The 17,739-nt window shown below is 57.8% G+C and carries 14 protein-coding genes; 8 read left to right on the forward strand and 6 right to left on the reverse strand.

What is annotated here, in order from left to right; genetic code table 11:
* Positions 1-783 precede the first annotated feature (783 nt).
* Together ISP18_RS00625 and ISP18_RS00630 are read left to right on the forward strand one after the other, a co-directional pair.
* A complete protein-coding gene (locus tag ISP18_RS00625; protein WP_380016028.1) occupies positions 784-1,317 on the forward strand; it encodes a hypothetical protein in 534 nt (177 codons plus the stop codon).
* Positions 1,318-2,006: 689 nt separating this feature from the next.
* A complete protein-coding gene (locus ISP18_RS00630; protein WP_380016027.1) occupies positions 2,007-2,789 on the forward strand; it encodes a helix-turn-helix domain-containing protein in 783 nt (260 codons plus the stop codon).
* Between the two features lie 156 nt (positions 2,790-2,945).
* Here the strand turns inward: ISP18_RS00630 and ISP18_RS00635 are convergent, their stop codons facing one another.
* Positions 2,946-3,485 (reverse strand): hypothetical protein, encoded by a 540-nt coding sequence (locus tag ISP18_RS00635; protein ID WP_380016025.1) that lies wholly within the window; start codon positions 3,483-3,485, stop codon positions 2,946-2,948.
* 116 nt (positions 3,486-3,601) lie between these two features.
* Between ISP18_RS00635 and ISP18_RS00640 the strand changes: the two genes are divergently transcribed.
* Positions 3,602-4,180, forward strand: a complete 579-nt coding sequence (locus ISP18_RS00640) for a TetR/AcrR family transcriptional regulator (protein ID WP_380016023.1) — start codon at positions 3,602-3,604, stop codon at positions 4,178-4,180.
* A 35-nt stretch (positions 4,181-4,215) separates the two neighbouring features.
* Here the strand turns inward: ISP18_RS00640 and ISP18_RS00645 are convergent, their stop codons facing one another.
* Complete coding sequence (locus ISP18_RS00645) at positions 4,216-5,049, reverse strand: oxidoreductase (RefSeq protein WP_380016021.1); 834 nt, start codon at positions 5,047-5,049, stop codon at positions 4,216-4,218.
* A gap of 147 nt (positions 5,050-5,196) precedes the next feature.
* On the opposite strand from ISP18_RS00645, the gene ISP18_RS00650 reads away from it, so the two are divergent.
* Positions 5,197-6,108 carry an AraC family transcriptional regulator gene (locus ISP18_RS00650; protein WP_380016019.1) on the forward strand — a complete coding sequence of 304 codons (912 nt, stop codon included), beginning with the start codon at positions 5,197-5,199 and terminating at the stop codon, positions 6,106-6,108.
* Positions 6,109-6,195: 87 nt separating this feature from the next.
* Here ISP18_RS00650 and ISP18_RS00655 read toward each other — a convergent pair whose 3' ends face one another.
* The gene (locus ISP18_RS00655; protein ID WP_380016017.1) at positions 6,196-7,479 is read right to left on the reverse strand and encodes an SGNH/GDSL hydrolase family protein; all 1,284 of its coding nucleotides are present in this window, start codon (positions 7,477-7,479) and stop codon (positions 6,196-6,198) included.
* Between the two features lie 804 nt (positions 7,480-8,283).
* Between ISP18_RS00655 and ISP18_RS00660 the strand changes: the two genes are divergently transcribed.
* The gene (locus ISP18_RS00660; protein ID WP_380016015.1) at positions 8,284-9,357 is read left to right on the forward strand and encodes a family 16 glycoside hydrolase; all 1,074 of its coding nucleotides are present in this window, start codon (positions 8,284-8,286) and stop codon (positions 9,355-9,357) included.
* A gap of 291 nt (positions 9,358-9,648) precedes the next feature.
* Positions 9,649-10,800, forward strand: a complete 1,152-nt coding sequence (locus ISP18_RS00665; RefSeq protein ID WP_380016013.1) for a hypothetical protein — start codon at positions 9,649-9,651, stop codon at positions 10,798-10,800.
* 23 nt (positions 10,801-10,823) lie between these two features.
* On the opposite strand, the gene ISP18_RS00670 is transcribed toward ISP18_RS00665, so the two are convergent.
* A complete protein-coding gene (locus tag ISP18_RS00670; protein ID WP_380016011.1) occupies positions 10,824-11,726 on the reverse strand; it encodes a LysR family transcriptional regulator in 903 nt (300 codons plus the stop codon).
* 145 nt (positions 11,727-11,871) lie between these two features.
* Here ISP18_RS00670 and ISP18_RS00675 point away from each other — a divergent pair, with 145 nt between their 5' ends.
* Positions 11,872-13,302 (forward strand): aldehyde dehydrogenase family protein, encoded by a 1,431-nt coding sequence (locus ISP18_RS00675; RefSeq protein WP_380016009.1) that lies wholly within the window; start codon positions 11,872-11,874, stop codon positions 13,300-13,302.
* A 437-nt stretch (positions 13,303-13,739) separates the two neighbouring features.
* Positions 13,740-14,669, forward strand: a complete 930-nt coding sequence (locus tag ISP18_RS00680) for a hypothetical protein (RefSeq protein ID WP_380016008.1) — start codon at positions 13,740-13,742, stop codon at positions 14,667-14,669.
* A gap of 207 nt (positions 14,670-14,876) precedes the next feature.
* On the opposite strand, the gene ISP18_RS00685 is transcribed toward ISP18_RS00680, so the two are convergent.
* The gene (locus tag ISP18_RS00685) at positions 14,877-16,310 is read right to left on the reverse strand and encodes an alpha-L-fucosidase (protein ID WP_380016006.1); all 1,434 of its coding nucleotides are present in this window, start codon (positions 16,308-16,310) and stop codon (positions 14,877-14,879) included.
* A 38-nt stretch (positions 16,311-16,348) separates the two neighbouring features.
* On the reverse strand, positions 16,349-17,731 hold the full coding sequence (locus ISP18_RS00690) for a glycoside hydrolase family 27 protein (protein WP_380016004.1): 1,383 nt from the start codon (positions 17,729-17,731) through the stop codon (positions 16,349-16,351).
* Between the last annotated feature and the right edge of the window lie 8 nt (positions 17,732-17,739).

The following is a 17,739-nucleotide window of genomic DNA, read 5'->3' on the forward strand; positions in this document are numbered from 1 at the left end:
TGTACCAATAGCTACACTCTGATCGTACATCTTCACCTTCACCGAGGTGAGCGGCAGTCCCAAACAGGTCAGTGTGCCGTCTAACGCAACAGGGGCCATCACCACAGTCCCCGTATCTCCGTTTGGACCTGACTGCGTCTGTACCGATGAATAGCTAATGGTAAGCGTTCCAGTGAATAGTGCGGCTCCCGTGCAATAGCCAGCAAGTTGTACATTCGCGTCTATCGCGTTAAATGTGGTATGTGAGGTATATATCCCCGTGATGTGGTTACCAGAAAAATATAAATTGCTGATCGTTGTCGTGTCCGTACAATTGACTAGTATTGCCGTTGATCCTGCCGATGCGTTGCACTCACTGGTCTCGGTCTTATGCTGATAGGTCATCACGTCACCCAGCCAACTGACCGTTTGCAATGTACTGTTGCCAATACCGTCATCCGCATCGCGGGTAGGTTTGCGCTTGCCTCCTCAAGGTTTAGGGGTAGGGGAGAGCGGCTGCATTGCTGCCCTAGTGCGGCGAATAGGCCGTGACTTGGCGTCTAACAAGAAAGTATCCACTTCCGACCCATAGCTGACCTTACCGGTGCTGGGGCGCGCATATGCACGCTCGCAGTCACGAGCGTCCGATTTTTGCAATGCAGTATGCTTTCGACTCCGTATAGTCGCTAACGCTGGCGACGACGTCTCACGTAGGAACACGCCTCAGCATGTTCGATCAGTGGGCCAATAGCCGTCCGAAGCACGTGACGCCTATCGAAATATCCTGCCAAAGAGGACATACACATGATTCATCACGTATCGATTCCGGCGCGTGAACCGCGGAAGGTTGCCGAAGTTCTGGCCGAACTGATGAACGGGACGTGCATTCCGTTCCACCCGCTCGAAGGCGCCTTCATGGCGGCCAGCAACGACGCGAACGGCACATCGTTCGAGGTCTACCCAGAGCACACGACGCTCAACATACCGGACTATGACGACCAGGTGATCGCTGCTAAAAATCCGTCGCCGCCGCAAACCTGGCCATTCCATGTTTTTCTGTCAGTACCGCACGAGGTGGAAGACGTCGAGGCGATCGGCGTCCGGGAGGGCTGGCGCGTCAGGACCTTCGGCCGCGGCGTACCGGGGCAAAAGCCATTCTTTCACGTGATCGAGTTCTGGCTGGAAAACCGGCTGATGCTCGAAGTTGCAACACCAGCAATGACTCAGGAATACCTCGACTTTCTGAAGCAATCCCAGGACGCGGCAGTATCCGATCCCGAATCTACCCGATTGTTGCGGGCAAGCCATTTAAAGGTACCGCCGAAACAACTCGCCTGACGTGAGGCTTGCTTCGTGAAGTGGCAAGGCGAGTTCATTCGGATGAGGTCAACATCTCAGCGCGATCAATGAAGCTCAGCAGATAGCCAAGACAGACATCGGAAAAGGAATTGATCGGGGCTGTCTGAGGCGCGCGAACGCGTCCTCGCGGCCTCGAGCGTCCGATTTTTACAATGCAGTGTACTTTTGGCTCCGTATAGTCGCTGGCAGTGGCGACGACATCCCCTCGCAGAGCCCAAGTCGATGGACATCTTCCGGGAAGCTGGCGTCCGCAATGAATAGCGGACTTGTAGCGGAGATTCACGCTTGTTCGCGCCGTTGGTCGCCGGCAATGCCATTGCCTTCACCCTTTGGATGTCACGATAAACAACACGACAGGGTCGAGTTCGGTGAGAACTGCGCTCGCTCGGAAAGCGAATGGCCTTTGCCGAAGCGCAGGTCATCAATGTGGGACCGCAAGCTCTATCCATCGGCGACCTCAAAGCTGCTGATATTCGAACGAAAAAGCTGATACTCGCAAAGTGAGACGTGATCGACCTCCGATCTTTGCCACGTTAGCGAGTGCTTGAAAGAGAAGGGTTCCCTAAATGCGGCCTTCGTACGATCAATCCGATAACAAGCACCACGTCCATCTGCGTCGGTTCGGCATGCCAAGCGTGTTGTGTCCGAGCAAATATGCGGGGCCAGTGTTGGACACATCATCCGCGTTGCGCGATGTCGTGGACACCATGGCGGATTGGGATGTCGCCGCTCCACATCAAGCGAGGGCACTCAGTTTCAAGTTCACCCCGAGCTACGGTCTGCACCTTGTAGTGCACTACCGCACACCCATGTGCTCGACAAAGCAATTCGGATCCCCGCTTTCCCTTCATCACCAGTGCCAACGCCGCCACTTTGCAACCATATTGGAGGCAGGCATCGCCACTTCGCTACCGTGCGGGCCACTCGGCATGATTTGGGTTCGCCTCAAGCCCGAGGCAGCCATGCGCCTTATGGGCGAGCGCCCTCGTTATTTCCTCGGCGCCGGGATCGGGCTTGACGACATCTTCGGTGCCCGTCGAGTAGCCCTGCTGACAGAGAAGCTTTCGGAGGCGGCGACCAGCGCTGAGCGATTTTCCCATATGCGTGCATTTTTGCTGTCAAGTCTGCGCCCAAACCGAGCCGAGTCGATTGTGTCCCGCGCTGCAGCCTTGTTGCGGCGAGATCCTTGTTTGCGCGTGCGGCAACTCGCCACTCGACTTGACGTGAGTGAGCGGCATTTGTGTCGCAACTTCGGCGCGATGTTTGGAATGGGGCCGAAGCAATTCGCGCGCATTGCCCGCATCGAAAGAGTGCTTTCGGCATGGGCTCAAGGAGCAACCTGGGCGGACATCGCGTATGCGAACGGATTCACCGATCAGGCGCACATGATCAACGACTTCACGGCAATCGTGGGCGTGTCACCTGCGGAACTGGTCCGCATGCCTATATAAGCATTGGCCTGCACGGGTTCAAGTGCCCTATCTAACTACCGAAAACCTCAGGCTAGCTGGTGATATCAGAACCCGGCGATTGGATCGGGTTATCGCGGGCAGGCCCGTCCAATGCCGGCCAAGCGAAAAACGGATCTGGTGGCAGGATTGCCCCAGTCACTCGGCAGCTACATCCGTGCGGTTCCGCTTGAAAGTCAGCCAAAGCGCGGACAACAGGAAATACAGGCCGCCGAACGCAGCGTAGGGCGCGAGCTGGGCAATCGTGGGCGCCGCCCCGAAAGACTTTACAGCGAAGTGGACGCCCGCCAGGGCCGACTGCGCACCGCTGATCATCATGAAAGCCTGGCCGCCAAGCTTGCGGCGCCGAATACCCACTGCCAGTTGGAATAGGCCTGCAAGGAGTGCCCAGACGCCGAACACCAGCACACCGCCTGCGTTGCCGCGCAGAGCAAAGGCAACGGCCATGCACAACGCAGTGACGATGCTGGTGAGCGCATTGAACTTCTGCCCGGGGTTGACCAGGAGCCCTCCGCTTCGCTGCGCGTCGATCACATTGGCGAGCGCATCCCAGGCGGGATAGAGCACGAGCAGTGCGCCCACCACGAGCGCCGGTGCTGACGCTGAAAGGAAAGCAAGTGCAACCCAAATGAAGGCGGCGCCGGCGCGGAGGAAATAGAAGTTCCGAAGCGAGTTCATGGAGAGTGTCCGTGGATAAGTGACAATAACCTACTAGTAGGTAGATTAATCTGTCAAGAAGGCCGTATAAGCGGGCAAGACTATCCGGCGATCTACCTAGTGGTAGAATGGCACTCATGACGACGCAACAGAAACTCATTGATTCGGCCCGCTACCTCATCCAGACCCGCGGATACAACGGCTTTAGCTACGCCGATGTCGCCGAAGAAGTTCAGGTGCGCAAGGCAAGCATCCACCATCACTTTCCGGCCAAGTCGGACTTGGCAAGGGCGGTGCTCGAACAGTCCCGTGCGATCATCGTGGAGCAGACGCGTACGCTCGGCGGCGGTGCCTTCGATCCTGAGGAGCAGCTCCGCATGTACACCGGCTACTGGGAAAAGTGCATCGCCGATGCCTCCGCGCCATTTTGCGTGGCCGGTATGCTTGCCAGCGAATTGCCAACACTGCCGACGGACTTGGCCCAGGACGTGCGCGCCCACTTTCGCGACTTGTCGAATTGGCTGGAAATCGTGCTGACCAGAGGCGCGCAGCTGGGGCGCTTTGAATTGCAGGGATCAGCCCGCCAGGAGGCGGAGGTGTTCATGGCCATGGTGTATGGCGCCATGTTGGCGGCGCGAGCCTATGGCGATCCAACGGTCTTCGGCGACATCGTGGCGAGTGGGTTGAAAAGGCTTACGCCTACCGGCGCGCGCTAGTCTGCGCGAAATGCGATGGCGATTCGACTTGCCTCTCAACCATCCGTCGAGCGCGTGATTGTCTCCCACTCGTCGATCTCCTCCGCCAGCAAAGACAACTTCTGACGCACCAAGTCGATCGCATCGCTTCCGAGCAACAGATGCGCTGGTGGTGAGTCACTATCGATCACATCGAGCATTGCCCGCGCCGCTTTTGCGGGATCCCCAAGCTGCCTTCCGCTCTTTTGCCGACGGGCCTCCCGGATAGGGTCGAACAGCCCGTCGTAATCAGGAATGGAGCGGGGCGTTCGGACCATCGAACGTCCTGCCCAGTCCGTGCGGAACGAGCCGGGAGCTACCGCCGTGACGGCAATACCGAAAGGCTTCACTTCCTTGCCGACTGTTTCGGAAATGCCTTCCAGAGCGAACTTGCTGCCGCAGTAGTAGGAAATGCCAGGTAGCGTGATATGGCCGCCCATCGAAGTGATGTTGAGGATGTGCCCCCTGCGTCGCCCTCGCATGTAGGGCAGCACGGCCTTCATCATGGCCACAGCGCCAAACACGTTCACGTCGAACTGTCGTCGCATTTCCTCCAAAGGAGACTCTTCCAGAACACCCTCGTGGCCATATCCGGCGTTGTTGACCAGCACGTCTACCGGGCCGACGGTCGCTTCGATGTTGCCCACGACGCCGTCGATGGCATCAAAGTCAGTGACATCGAGGATGCGGCCTATGACGTTGCTGGTGGCAAGCGTTTCGAAGTCGCGACGAGCCTGCTCACTTCGCACGGTTCCAACCACGCGATGACCAGCAGCAAGTGCCTCCTGAGCGAGGGCTCTGCCGAAACCACTGCTAACGCCGGTAATAAGCAAAGTTTTGGTTGCTGCCATGGCGACTACTCCTGAAGAACAGATAGTGCACAATACGATTCTAAAGCCCTATTTTTGACGCCTTATTTTGTGTCTTTCTTGCCTATTCTTATGAGTCGACACTCTTTCGGAAAAACCAAGAAGTCCTCGACAGACGAACAGCAGCGCATGGTTGCGCTCGTTCGAGCGTTGGCGCCTGAGGAGGGATACAACCTCACGGCATTGCCCGGCGTGCGCATCCTGCGTTCGGATCGAATGCTGTCCCGAACGCCGGTTTTGTATGACCCCGGCATCGTGATCGTCTGTCAAGGACGCAAGCGTGGTTATTTTGGTAACCAAACTTATCTTTACGACGAGCAGCATTACTTGGCCGTTGCCGTGCCTGTTCCGTTCACGATGGAATCCGATGGCACGCCTGAGCACCCACTGCTGGCCATCTATATGCATCTCGATTTTCAGATGGCCGCTGAGCTAATGATCCAGATCAATCGCCATCACTCGCCAGTTGACCAAGATGTGCCGCTTGGCATGATGTCCACTCCCATGGACTCCGCACTGCGAACGTCTGTGCTTCGTTTCCTGGAGGCCATGAGCCAACCACTGGAAGCAGCGATTCTGGGACCAGGCCTGGTGCGTGAACTTTATTTCCGCGTACTCACTGGGCCGCAGGGTATGGCCATGCGCTCAGCCCTCGGAATGCAGGGGCAATTCGGCAAGATAGGGAAAGCACTTCGCCGAATTCATGCTTCATATGCGCAACCGATCAATCTGGCGCAATTGGCTAAAGACGCGAACATGAGCATACCCACGTTCCATAGCCATTTCAGGGCGATAACGCAGACGTCGCCCATGCAGTACGTGAAATCCACGCGTTTGCACCAGGCCCGTCTGTTGATGGTGCGCGAAGGCATGACAGCCGAGGCGGCCGCATACACGGTGGGGTATGCAAGCGCCTCGCAGTTCAACCGAGAGTTCAAGCGACTTTTCGGTCTACCGCCACTCGCGGAAGTGCGACGCATGAGGGAAAACTTTGCAATACCTCCCGCGCAAGCGGCATCGGACTACGTCTCCTCACACTGAATCGATATGACACAGTCAAAGGAGCAGGGCGGTCGCCGCCGAAACAGGCGCCGCCCTCCATCATCGATCGCTAGTTGCGGTCGAGTATCAGTTTTCGAGCACGCCAAGATCGATGGAGTTCGCCATCGCCTGGTATCCAACGTCATTGGGATGCAAATGATCGCCACTGTCGTAAGCGGGCAATAGGGCGGTGGGATTGGACGGATCTCGTACGATCTGGTCGAAATCGAGTACGCCGTCGGCGCCGTTCGCCGAGCGCACGAAGGCGTTCACGGCCTCGCGCTTCATTTCCCCTGCGGCGTCGTAATACGAGGCGCCGTTGTAAGGGGTTATTGTCCCCAGGTAAATTTTGATCCCGCTGGCTTTCGCCTGAGCGATGGTGGCCTGCATGGCCGCGATGATCTGATCGGCGGAAACGTTTTGCTGCGGAATCAGCTCGCCGATGCCGATGTCGTTGATGCCCAGCAGGATCATGACGTGGGTCGCGCCCGAAACACCGGCAACATCGTGGGCGAATCGTGTCACCCCGGCAGGGCCGACGCCGTCGTAGATCCAGCGGTTGCCGGCGATGGCAGCATTGACCACGCTCACGCGGCCCAGGTCTTCAGTGGCGGACTGCACGCGATTGTCGAGGTCGTTGGGCCAGCGGCGGTTGGCATCGACGGTCGAACCGTATCCGTCGGTGATCGAGTCGCCGAACGTCACAACCACCTTGTACGGATGCGTCGCCAGGTCGGTGCCGCTGCCAGATGCATCAGCTGTCGATGCGTCAATCTCACTGAGCCAGAAGTACATGGTAGTTGTCGTGGCATTGCCCATCATCGCGGCACCCGCCTGGTTGCCCGGTGATAGGTAATTGGTTTGCATACCTATCGTGTGGGTGGTGACGACGGGCGTGTTCAGCGGCACGTACAGGCTGATCGCCAGATCCGATTGCGTCGGTACCTGAAGGTAGACTGGGTCGCTCCATCGTTCTTCGCCGGGTGCGAGCGTTACGGTGCCCTTGCCGCCGAATCGGAGCGTGCGATCAGTGACAGGGTCGATGCCGCCGTTGCCCGTGCTGCGTGCAATATGGGCTTCGGCGAACGTGACAGGTGTGGTTCCGAAGAAATTGGACAGCTTGACGCGGATCAGGCTGCCACCATGCGATGTGTGGACAATCTGGCGGACTGACTGATTCGAGATGGCGAGAGGTGGAACGGTGACGCCAGGGTAAAGGATGTTGTAGTTCTGAGGTGCCGCATACCAGGTTGCGAACCACGGTGGTTGAACACAGGCTGCCGACAAAAGCACAACCAACGCCATGACGGCGATGACACTTCCGAGTAAATAAATGGTGCGAGTGCCTCTCTGGGATACACGCTTACTCATAACCATGTCTCCTTAGTGGTGGTTTGCACGTGTGTTACTGAGGGCGTTTCGACTTAGGGGCAGGCAAAAGGTGTCAAGCCGCCCGTGCGGGCGGACACGCGAAAACGTTCTTGAGTACTTGTGGGGAGCGGGCGTTCCATCGCCAGTCGTGTGGTGAATTCGTTATGAAAGGTGGTGTCAAGGCGTTAGCCGGGCGCCCGGATTTCAATCTTGCAATAGCGATCAACTTTTGCCACGCAGAGCAGAGGTGAAGGGCACGTGCAGCGACGCCGCGGTAACCCTCGCATTGAAATCGCAAATCATTGCTTCATAACCAGTCGGTACGCCGCATCGTCATGACATCAGCTTCGACTAGAAAGGTCCAATTGACCAAAACATCGCAAAGCCAATCGAACGTGCTGAGTGCCTGCGCGTAAAACAGATTGATCACTCATGAAAAAGCCATCCCATCTGAGGAGCAGGGCAATTAGATGGGGTTATCGAGGGTAGGGAAGGGTGGCTTCCAACCAATGGCGCATATAGACCCGATCACGCGATGCTCATCCACTTGGCTGCAGGTCTTGCCCGTTTCGCAACGCTGCTTGTCCGGTTGACAACATTTGTGTTGTTCATTCGGCTCGTCAGTGCCTATGTTGGCTGTCCCGGCATACGCCGCTAGCTACATAAATCATCATGGATCGTGCCTCATTCACGCCGCGCATTTCCCTCCAAGCAACGCACCTAAGACTGAGTATTTCGGCTGTACTTGCGCTTGCTTCAATCGCGCCACTAAAAGCTACCGACCAGGCTCCCAGCACAGCGCCAATGATCGCGACTGCCTGGACGACAAAAGGAAACGTTACATTCCTGGTCGATAAAAGCGCCATCGTTATCGCCCAAGGAGGTAGTGCCGAGCTCAATACAATGAATTTTTCCAGTGGGACGATCGAATTCGATATGAAGTCGCCGGGCGGCAACGTAGGTCTGACTTTTCATATGCAAGATAATACGGGCGACGCGCTCTATTTCAGACCGTCCGCCGACTGTGCGACCTCGGATGACTGTGTCCAGTACATGCGGATCGACCATGGAATCTTTGAATGGGATTTGTTTGGCGACAACCAAGCACGAGCACCTTTTGGAGCTAATGTCTGGAATCACGTAAAGCTATCCGTGAATGGTCGACTCATGCATGTTTGGGTTAACGGCACACTGGTCTCTGCGCCGCGAGACAATCTTCTAGTTGGTGCATTCGACAGCGGAACCATCAAACTTCACGGACCTGCGTCCTACGCGCATCTGACGATTGCCCCGGCCGCCTCTACAGAGACTCCAAAACGATCACCGAGTGTTGCCGTAGGCGACGCCCATTTCGTCACACGTTGGCTGGCGTCGAACGCATTCATCATGCCATCCACCTTCGATGCGAAGTTAGGTCAGAACACGGGCGTCACCCCACCTATCAAATCTCTCCCCGCTACGAATGCGTTCAAGCACGTGCTGCGTGCGGATCCTACCGGCCTTGTCAACGTAACAGCAGCCCTGGGCGACTCGCAAAAAGGGAACGCGATCATTGCGACTTGGCTCAAGACAGAGGTAACGTCCGAGCAAGCACAAGTCAAACACGTTTCTATCGGATGGACGCGCGAAGCATGGGTCTTCGTAAACGGCGAGCTGGTCTACGCCGATAAGAATCTCTATGGTGTTCCGGACGCGAGCAAGCCACCAGATGGACGACTGTCGCTTGACAACGGAGCGTTTAATTTGCCTCTAAAAAAAGGCAAGAATGAGGTTGATGTGCTGCTGGATGATAACTTTGGCGGCGGTGTACAGCACTTCGGCTGGGGTTTAATGATGCGGTTTCCTAACCTCAACGGCATTCAATTGTCTACCCATTAGGGTAGCTCCTCAGTGGACTGCCCAGGGTGATTAGCCCGTGTTATCGCGGGTATGCGGTCCGATCAATCGAAACCATGCGGTGTTTTTGCCGTCGATGGCAGAGTCAATTTCTGTATTGGGTGACGCTAATTGTTTGGATGCCTGTTCGCTCATGGGTTGTCCGACTTTCGGGATCAACTATAAAAAGCGATTTATCGAATCAAGAAGTACCTCAGTCCGTATAACCAAGAGACCCCGAAATCAATTATGGTAGCTGTTACGGATAACGCTTACCCAACGACGGTTACGGTCATGCAAATGAAATCGACGAGAGCCTTAGCCCTCTTTCTTTTGTTGGGCGGTGTGAATGTGTTGGCTATGGCCCAGGACACGATGCCTGCTCCAGCGCAGATGAGACCCCATTCGCTGGACGCTGCCATCGCCAAAGGCGTGGTCAACGCGCGGATGAGCTTATTTAGCGTCACTGACCAGAAGCACGTTTTTGACACGATTGCCGGTCTCGATCCGGGCATGATTTATGTGACCTATGTCGGCGTGTGGGGCACCATTCGCCAACAGGATCTCAATTCGGCCGGTCGGATTGCCGACAAACTCCAGCAGCTCGTGCCGCACACCATTCTGGGTGGAGGCGTCAATGAGTCCGTCTCGCTTTCCATTCCTCCACAGAGGCTCAATTGTGGAGGGCAGCTTGGCACGAAGACGTTCAGCCCAACGGCCATGATCGATCCCCGTCAGCGTGCGCTTGGCGATACGGCATGGCTTGATCTGGCAAATCCAACAGCACGGGATTACTACCTCTGTGTCGGAACCGAATTGATTGACCGGGGCTACACGCTGATCGGCTTTCCCGAGCACGAAAACCTGATTGCCCATGCCTCGTCGAAAACCGAGGCGATTGAAAACTTCGTGTCGTTGTTGCAGGTGTTGCGCAAGTATGGGGCGGAAAAGGGCAGAGTCATCTACTTTTCCGGTGATCCCGCGACGGATGCCACGGTGAAGCAGATCGATTTTTACTACGTTCCTGCGCGCTTCTACCACCTGACATTCGCGCAAAAATATCAAAACAAAGTTTTACGTCCAGGTGTGGGCGTGGGTTACTCCTATAGTTTGAGTCCGGCACGCGTGCGCGATGTGCTGGCCACTGCTCCCAAACATGCTCGCGTGTTTTTCTACGTCGATAACTGGGACGCAAAGCAGGACGATCTCCGTCGCTTCATGGAGCTAGACAGTGACAACCGTCGCTATCTGTTGATCACCAGCGCGCAAACCGCGCATCAAAACGGCGCCTATTTCATTCCTCCTATGCTTCATTGCGTCGATTGCATTCCTGCAGCGGCGGTGGGAGACAAATGTGAAATACGGGCCGACGGAAAGACGGAATACGACGCGGTGGCATGTGGGGACATCCCAACGATCAAACGCGTGCTTGCTGAACAAAGATAGGTCAACAAATTGGGGAACCTGTTTCAGCCCGAGGTCAGCTGCAACTCCTTCACCAGTTCGATCAGCGCGCGCAGCCGCGCGGGCACGAAACGGCGACCTGGGTAGTAAAGTCTCAGGCCGCCGAAGGGTAGGCACCACGGAACCAACACGGGCACCAGAACGCCGGCTTGTAGTTCCTCCGCAATGAGCCATTCGGAAATGAAGCCAATGCCCAGTCCAAGCAGCACCGCCTGCTTGATGGCGGCAAGCTCGTTGAGTGCCATGCGCACTGGCAGGTCCATCTGCAGCTTGCGGCCGTTCTTCTCCAGTTCCCAGCGGTAGATGCCACCGTGCGACATGTTCATGCCGATGCTCTGGTGTTTGAGCAGGTCGCGCGGATGTTTGGGCGTGCCGTGGCGTTCCAGATATTCGGGCGTCGCCACCACCAACATGCGTAGGTCGCGGGAGAGCGGCACGGCGATCATGTCCTGCGGCACTGATTCGGCGAGGCGGGTGCCGGCGTCGAAGCCTTCGGCCACGATGTCGATCATGCGCGACTCACTCACCAGGTCGATGCGCACCTCGGGGTAGCGTTGCGCGTAAGGGCCGAACAGAGGTTCCAGCAGCAGCGATGCCGCTCCCTGCGGCGCATTGATCCGCAGCGTGCCGCTGGGCGTGTCGGGTCCGCTGCCGGCTTCTTCGCCGGCGCTGTGGATTTCGGCGAGTGCCGGGGCGATACGCTCTACATAACGCTGCCCCGCGTCGGTGAGTGCCACGCTGCGCGTCGAGCGGTTGAACAGGCGCACCTTGAGGCGCGCCTCAAGCCCGGCCACGGCACCGCTCACCGCCGTGGTCGACATGCCCAGCTCCTGCGCCGCGCCGCGAAAGCTGTGGCGACGCGCGACGGCAAGGATCACTTCGAGTTCGGTCATTCCCGTGCGATGCATGGATTATCCTGATATTCGGAATATGCCATTCACTATAAATCGGATTATCAGAACAATGATCCATCCCTAGACTGCGTTGTGCAACGCCCCAGTGCCGGCTCTCCCAGCTTGGCGGGGCACCTTCACCTTTCCAGAGGAAGTCGACATGCAGCGTATCGAACACATCTACATCAACGGCGAATTCGTCGTGCCACACGGCCAGGAATGGTTCGACCTGCACAACCCCAGCACCGAGGAAGTCATCGGCCAGGTTCGGCTGGGTGACGAGCAGGACGCGCAGCGCGCGATCGCTGCGGCCAAGGCGGCGTTTCCAGCATGGTCGCGCACCACGCGCGAGGAGCGCATCGATGCGCTTCAGCGCATGCATAAAGCCATCGCGGCGCGCGAGGATGCGCTGATGGAAGCCGTCGTCACCGAATACGGCGCGCCGCACACGCGTGGTCGCTGGATGGCAACCTATCCGGCCGACGTCATCATGCAGGCCATCGACGCGCTGCGATCCTTCCAGTTCGAGGAGCAAGCTGGCAGCGCGCGCGTGATCCTGACACCGGTCGGCGTGGCTGGCCTGATCACACCGTGGAACAGCGATGCCGGCTTCATTTGCAACAAGCTGGCGACGGCGCTGGCGGCCGGTTGCACCGCTGTTATCAAACCCAGCGAAATGAGTGCGATGCAGACGCAGGTCGTCGTCGAGGCGCTGCACGAAGCGGGTCTCCCCAAAGGCGTGTTCAACATCGTCAATGGCCGCGGCGACGTGGTCGGCGAAACCATCGCGCGCCATCCCGACATCGCCAAGATCTCGTTCACCGGTTCGTCCGCGGTTGGTCAGCATCTGGTCGGCGCCGGTGCCGAGACGATGAAGCGCGTAACGCTGGAGCTAGGCGGCAAGTCGCCGACCGTGGTGCTTGACGACGCGGACTTCGCCGCCATCATGCCGCTGGTGCTGCAGGCTGGGTTCATGAACAGTGGTCAAGCCTGCATCGCAGGCACGCGCATCCTGGTGCCACGGCAGCGGCTAGCGGAATTCGAGCAGGTCGCGAAGGCAGCCGTCGCACAGGTCAAGTCCGGCGATCCGCGCGATGCTACGACCGACATCGGCCCGATGGTCAGCGCGAAACAGTGGGAACGCGTACAGAGCTACATCCGCCTCGGCATCGAGGAGGGCGCACAAGTGCTCGCTGGCGGCGAGGGCCGGCCCGACGGCCTGCGCGTCGGCTGGTTCGTAAAGCCGACGATCTTCACCGGCGCGAACAACCGCATGCGCATTGCGCGCGAGGAAATCTTCGGCCCCGTGCTCACGATTATTCCCTACGACGACGACGACGAGGCCGACGCCATCGCCATTGCCAATGACACGCGCTACGGCCTCAGCGCCATCGTACTAGGCAAAAACCTCGAACGGTGCGAGCGCGTGGCGCGCCAGATCGACTCCGGCCGCGTACTCGTCAACACGCTCGCCCACGAACCACGCGCACCGTTCGGTGGCTTCAAGCACTCCGGGCTCGGCCGCGAGATGGGTCGATGGGGCATGAGCGCGTATCTTGAACCCAAGACCTTGCTGATGGCGGCGGGATAATCCCTCTGCTCCGTCGCGGCGCTCACATTGTCCCTGCCACGTTTTATTACGGGCATCTTTTGTTTGGTAACTGCACATAACAACCTTGCCGCCGCAGTTGCGCGATGAACGCGTAGCTGACGGGCCGGGCGAGATATCCTTTCGATGAATCGCGCGCACGGATTCATAGCGTGATCCGCACCGACATGCGTATAGCATTGAATGCTGAAGTTTCCCCGTGAATCTCCCGAACACCAAGCCAGAGGGCATTTAGTCTCCTCGGCCCCGGTTTCCTCGTTGAGCTCTCTATCAAGGGAACCCTTGATGAAAGAACGTGTCTACCGACGTTAGCCGCAACACGCGCTGACGGTATGCGTAAGTTTTACGCGGGTAATTGGCTTGAATGAGGCTGTGTCATCGAACGTTCCGAGCACGGCCAACATCAGACCTTGGACCACATGCGCTGGCGACAGCCGGCGCTGACGCGTCGAGCGCGGGTATTCGTGCTGGCTTTGGTATTAGCACTACACGCGCTGTTCGCGCTGATGCTGTGGTCTGCGATGCGGCCGATAGCACCTGTCGATGGCGATCAGGTGCTGATAGTGCGTCTGCTGGATGGCACCCGTATGCGGCGTGCCACTCCGCCGCCTGCGCCACCCATGCTGCCTAAGTTGGTGTCGCCGCAGCAGGCGGCGGCGCCACGCGTTCGCCCCGTGTCGCACGAGAGGCCACGTCATGATGCGATGGTCCTGCAAGATGATGCGGCAGCACCTGTGCCGGCGGCTTCCGTGGCCACACCGGCCGCCATCAATTTACGGCTACCACCCGCGCTGACGGACACATCAAGTGTCGGGGCCAAACCGGCCAAGCCTGCGGACGATCGTCAGATCATGCAGCACGACATCAATCCCATGCACTTCAAGCCCACGCGTTTCGATAAATATTTTCCGCCTCCGAACGAGACAGCTGGTGGTGCTGTGGGTCGCCATATAGGCGATGCAATCCAGGCGATCACCAAAAGCATGTGTGATCCCACCAAGCGCAGTACGGCTTCCAACTTACTGTGCGGCGCGCCTCCCACGCCACCCTCGCCCATGGATCGCGATGAGCGCCTCAACCTGCCGCCGTCGTCGCTGGTTGGCGATCCGCATCCGATCAAGCCATTGCCACTGTCGACCTGCATCGCTGAGTACAACGACGGCAAGCCACTGTCGTATGGCTGCCCGATAAACACGCCTGACTTGGCCTTTCAAGCCGAAATGCGTGTATGCATCGATCTGTTCCGTGCGGGCAAGCGCCTCAAGACCTGGTGCCCAGCCGACACGCCCAAGCGCGCAGCCGCCGAATCGTTCACACCAGCGGCTTCCTCTAACGTGGGTTCGCAATGAGCCCTGTATTTGACTTCTTGGGCCTCGGTTTCGAACACCCTCAACCTTATGGCGATTAGGGGCAGGGCGGTTGAGGTCTTCTCACAGATGCCAACTTTTTGGCGAGGCACGGGACGAAGCAGCACTGCGACTTGCTTTGCCGATCCCGTGGGCGCCCTGTAACCAACCGACCATCGTCGTGCACACGCAAATTTACGACTAGAAGCGTCAAGTGGTCTCAAGCACAACAACGGTATCGTTGGGGTCGAGCGGCTTGCCTGGCAATTGCAGATCGAGCACCTGTCCTTTTTGGGTGTATTTAAGTGGTGCGTGCTGTGGATCCGCGAGCAAGTAAGCTTTCTTGATCTGGACTCGGGGACCCGACAAGTGGAATGCCTCGCCAGGCCAAGTCAGCAAATGGATGTAGATTTTTCCTGGCCTGGCGGTAGCGCGCCAATCCCAGGCAGGCACCCATTTCGGCTGCTTCTCGCCAACGGTTTTTTCAGTGGTAGAGAACTTTCCATGATCACCCGGAAACGGCGTTGGCCCGGTACCGTAGATTGATTCGCCGTTGACGTCGAGCCATGTGCCAATGGCCTGCAGGCGTTCGGCTTCTCCTGCAGGAATAACGCCTTCCGCGTCGGGGCCGACGTTGAGCAGCAAATTACCGCCCTTGCTTGCAACATCGGCGAGGGTCCGTATGAGTTCCTGGGTTGATTTGAAATTAGTGTCGGCTGATTTGTAGCCCCAGGTGTCGTTGATCGTCATGCAGGTTTCCCAGTCGCGACCCGGGTAGCCCTGCGCGGGAACGTGCTGTTCGGGCGTCTCGGTATCACCTTGATAGCCTCCGCCAAGACGATTGTTCCAGATCAAGTTCGGATGCTGATTGAGCAGGGTGACGATTTCCGATGCGAGCTGAGGCGTCATGTCCGAGGTGGGGGTATCGAACCAGATCACCGACGGCGCCGCTGGCTGATAGTTGGCCAACAGTTCCTTCAGCTGCGGAATGGCCTTGGTGTGCAAGTAGTCGGCAAAGTTACCTTGCTGAGCTTTGTCCCAATGGCCGGTATGGAAAGCATCCATGTTAAGTGCGGCGCCGCCAGCTGCCGACCAATCCTGATCTTGCGAATAGTAGAAGCCGAATTTGATTCCTTGTTTGTGCGCTTCTACGGCGAGCTCCTGCAACGGATCACGTTTGAATGGCGTTGCATCGACAATATTGAACGGGTTCGCCTTCGAATCGAACATCGCGAAGCCGTCGTGATGCTTGGCGGTAATGATGATGTATTTCATGCCGGCAGCCTTGGCGAGAGCGACCCAGGCATGCGCATCGAATTTTGTGGGGTCGAACTGCGACGCGAGCTTTTTGTAGTCGGCGACGGGAATCTTCGCGTTGTACATAATCCATTCGCCGATGCCGTCAACCGGCTTGCCTTGCCAGTTGCCGGCCGGCACGGCGTAGAGCCCCCAATGGATGAACATGCCAAAACGCGCCTGTCGCCACCAGGCCATGCGCGCATCGCGCTGCGCTGGCGTTTCCGTGTCCTGAACGGCAGGAACCGGGTGAGATGAGGTGTGCTGCTGTATCTGCCCGGCGTTCGCAAGCGCGCACGGGACTGCCAACGTCAAAGACAGAGAGATAGAGCGGATCAACGATTTCATTCCTTTCTCCTGCATCAAGATTATTGGGGCATCATCCGTTACCGCACTGGGCTTACTGCATACAACGCACACCCATGTGCCGGCAAACCGATCGCCAAACGATCGGATGCCTCCAAGCGATGGCCGCTCCACAGCTCGCGCGCCGCATGCTTGCCGGAAGCCAGGCCGAGCTGCTCCCAACTCGCGTTCGATGATGCTGGCTTATCATCCAAGTTGAACACGGCCAGGTAACGTTCGCCGGCTTTTCCGGATGCTACCCACACGCGCACGTGTTCGAAGCCTGAAGGTAGGTGTTCTATCGGATGGTTATCGTGACTGTGCTGATCGATCGCGATGACGTCTTTGTTGATTATCAACGCACGCGTGGCGTCATCCAGCTTCGTCAGATTGGCGCCGAGGATGAGCGGGGAACGCGCAATGGTGAGGAGAGTCAGCTGTGTCCGTTCTTCATCCAGTGTCAGGCGAGAATGACGTGGCTCGCCCAAGCCTGGGTGCGGCGCGAGCATGCCGAACGGCAGCATGTCGGCATCGGGCCAGCGACCGTCGTGGGCTTGTCCTGTCCACGGCAGCAAGCGATCGAAGATATTGCCCACACCCGACGGAAAATCATCGCTGGGATGGTCGTGTGCGAATGTCCAGCCGTCCCATATGTCATTGGAAATGCGCCACATCTGGCCGTATTTACGAATCTCTGAGGCGTGCGAAGGCTGCGTCGGTCCGGGCGACAAGCTCAGCACGATCGGGCGTCCGGTCTTTTTGATCGCCGCGGCGATCTGGCGAATCTCGCTGATGCGATAAGGATTATTGGCAATGCAATCGACCTTGAGAAAGTCGACACCCCAACGCGCGTACAACGCCATCATCGCATCGTAATAAGCCTGCCCTGCTGCGTTGTCACGGATGCCATAGTCGCCATCGTCCCAGGGACAGGTATCGGCGGTATCGGCAGCATCTTGTGCGTGAAACGGAGAGCCAGCAATCGACAGATTTGCCTCCACGGCCTGTTTGGGAATCCCGCGCACGATATGGATGCCGAACTTCAACCCCTGCAGGTGCACCCAGTCGGCGATGGGTTTGAAGCCTTGTCCATCGACAGAAGAGGGGAAGCGTTTCGATGAGGGAATCAGCAGTCCATGCGCATCCACGGCATAGTCGCGATGTTGTAACTTGTCACCGAACGGATTGCCCATGTACCAGCCTTCATCGATCACGGCATACGTCCAACCGTAAGCGTGCAGTTTGGCGAGTTCCGTGGTGTTGGCTTTGAAGTCGGCTTCGTCGATGGTGAGGCCGTAGGAGTCCCAGCTGTTCCAGCCCATGGGTGGAGTTGGGGCGACTTCCTGTGCACCGGATGTTGTTGCAGCAGCAAGCAGGATAGGCAGCAACAGTGCGCTTCTTAGCCAGTGTGTCACGAGGTTCATTCCCTTCT

The sequence above is a fragment of the Dyella humi genome, from assembly GCF_044904605.1.
GTDB classification, from domain to species: Bacteria; Pseudomonadota; Gammaproteobacteria; order Xanthomonadales; family Rhodanobacteraceae; genus Dyella_B; species Dyella_B humi.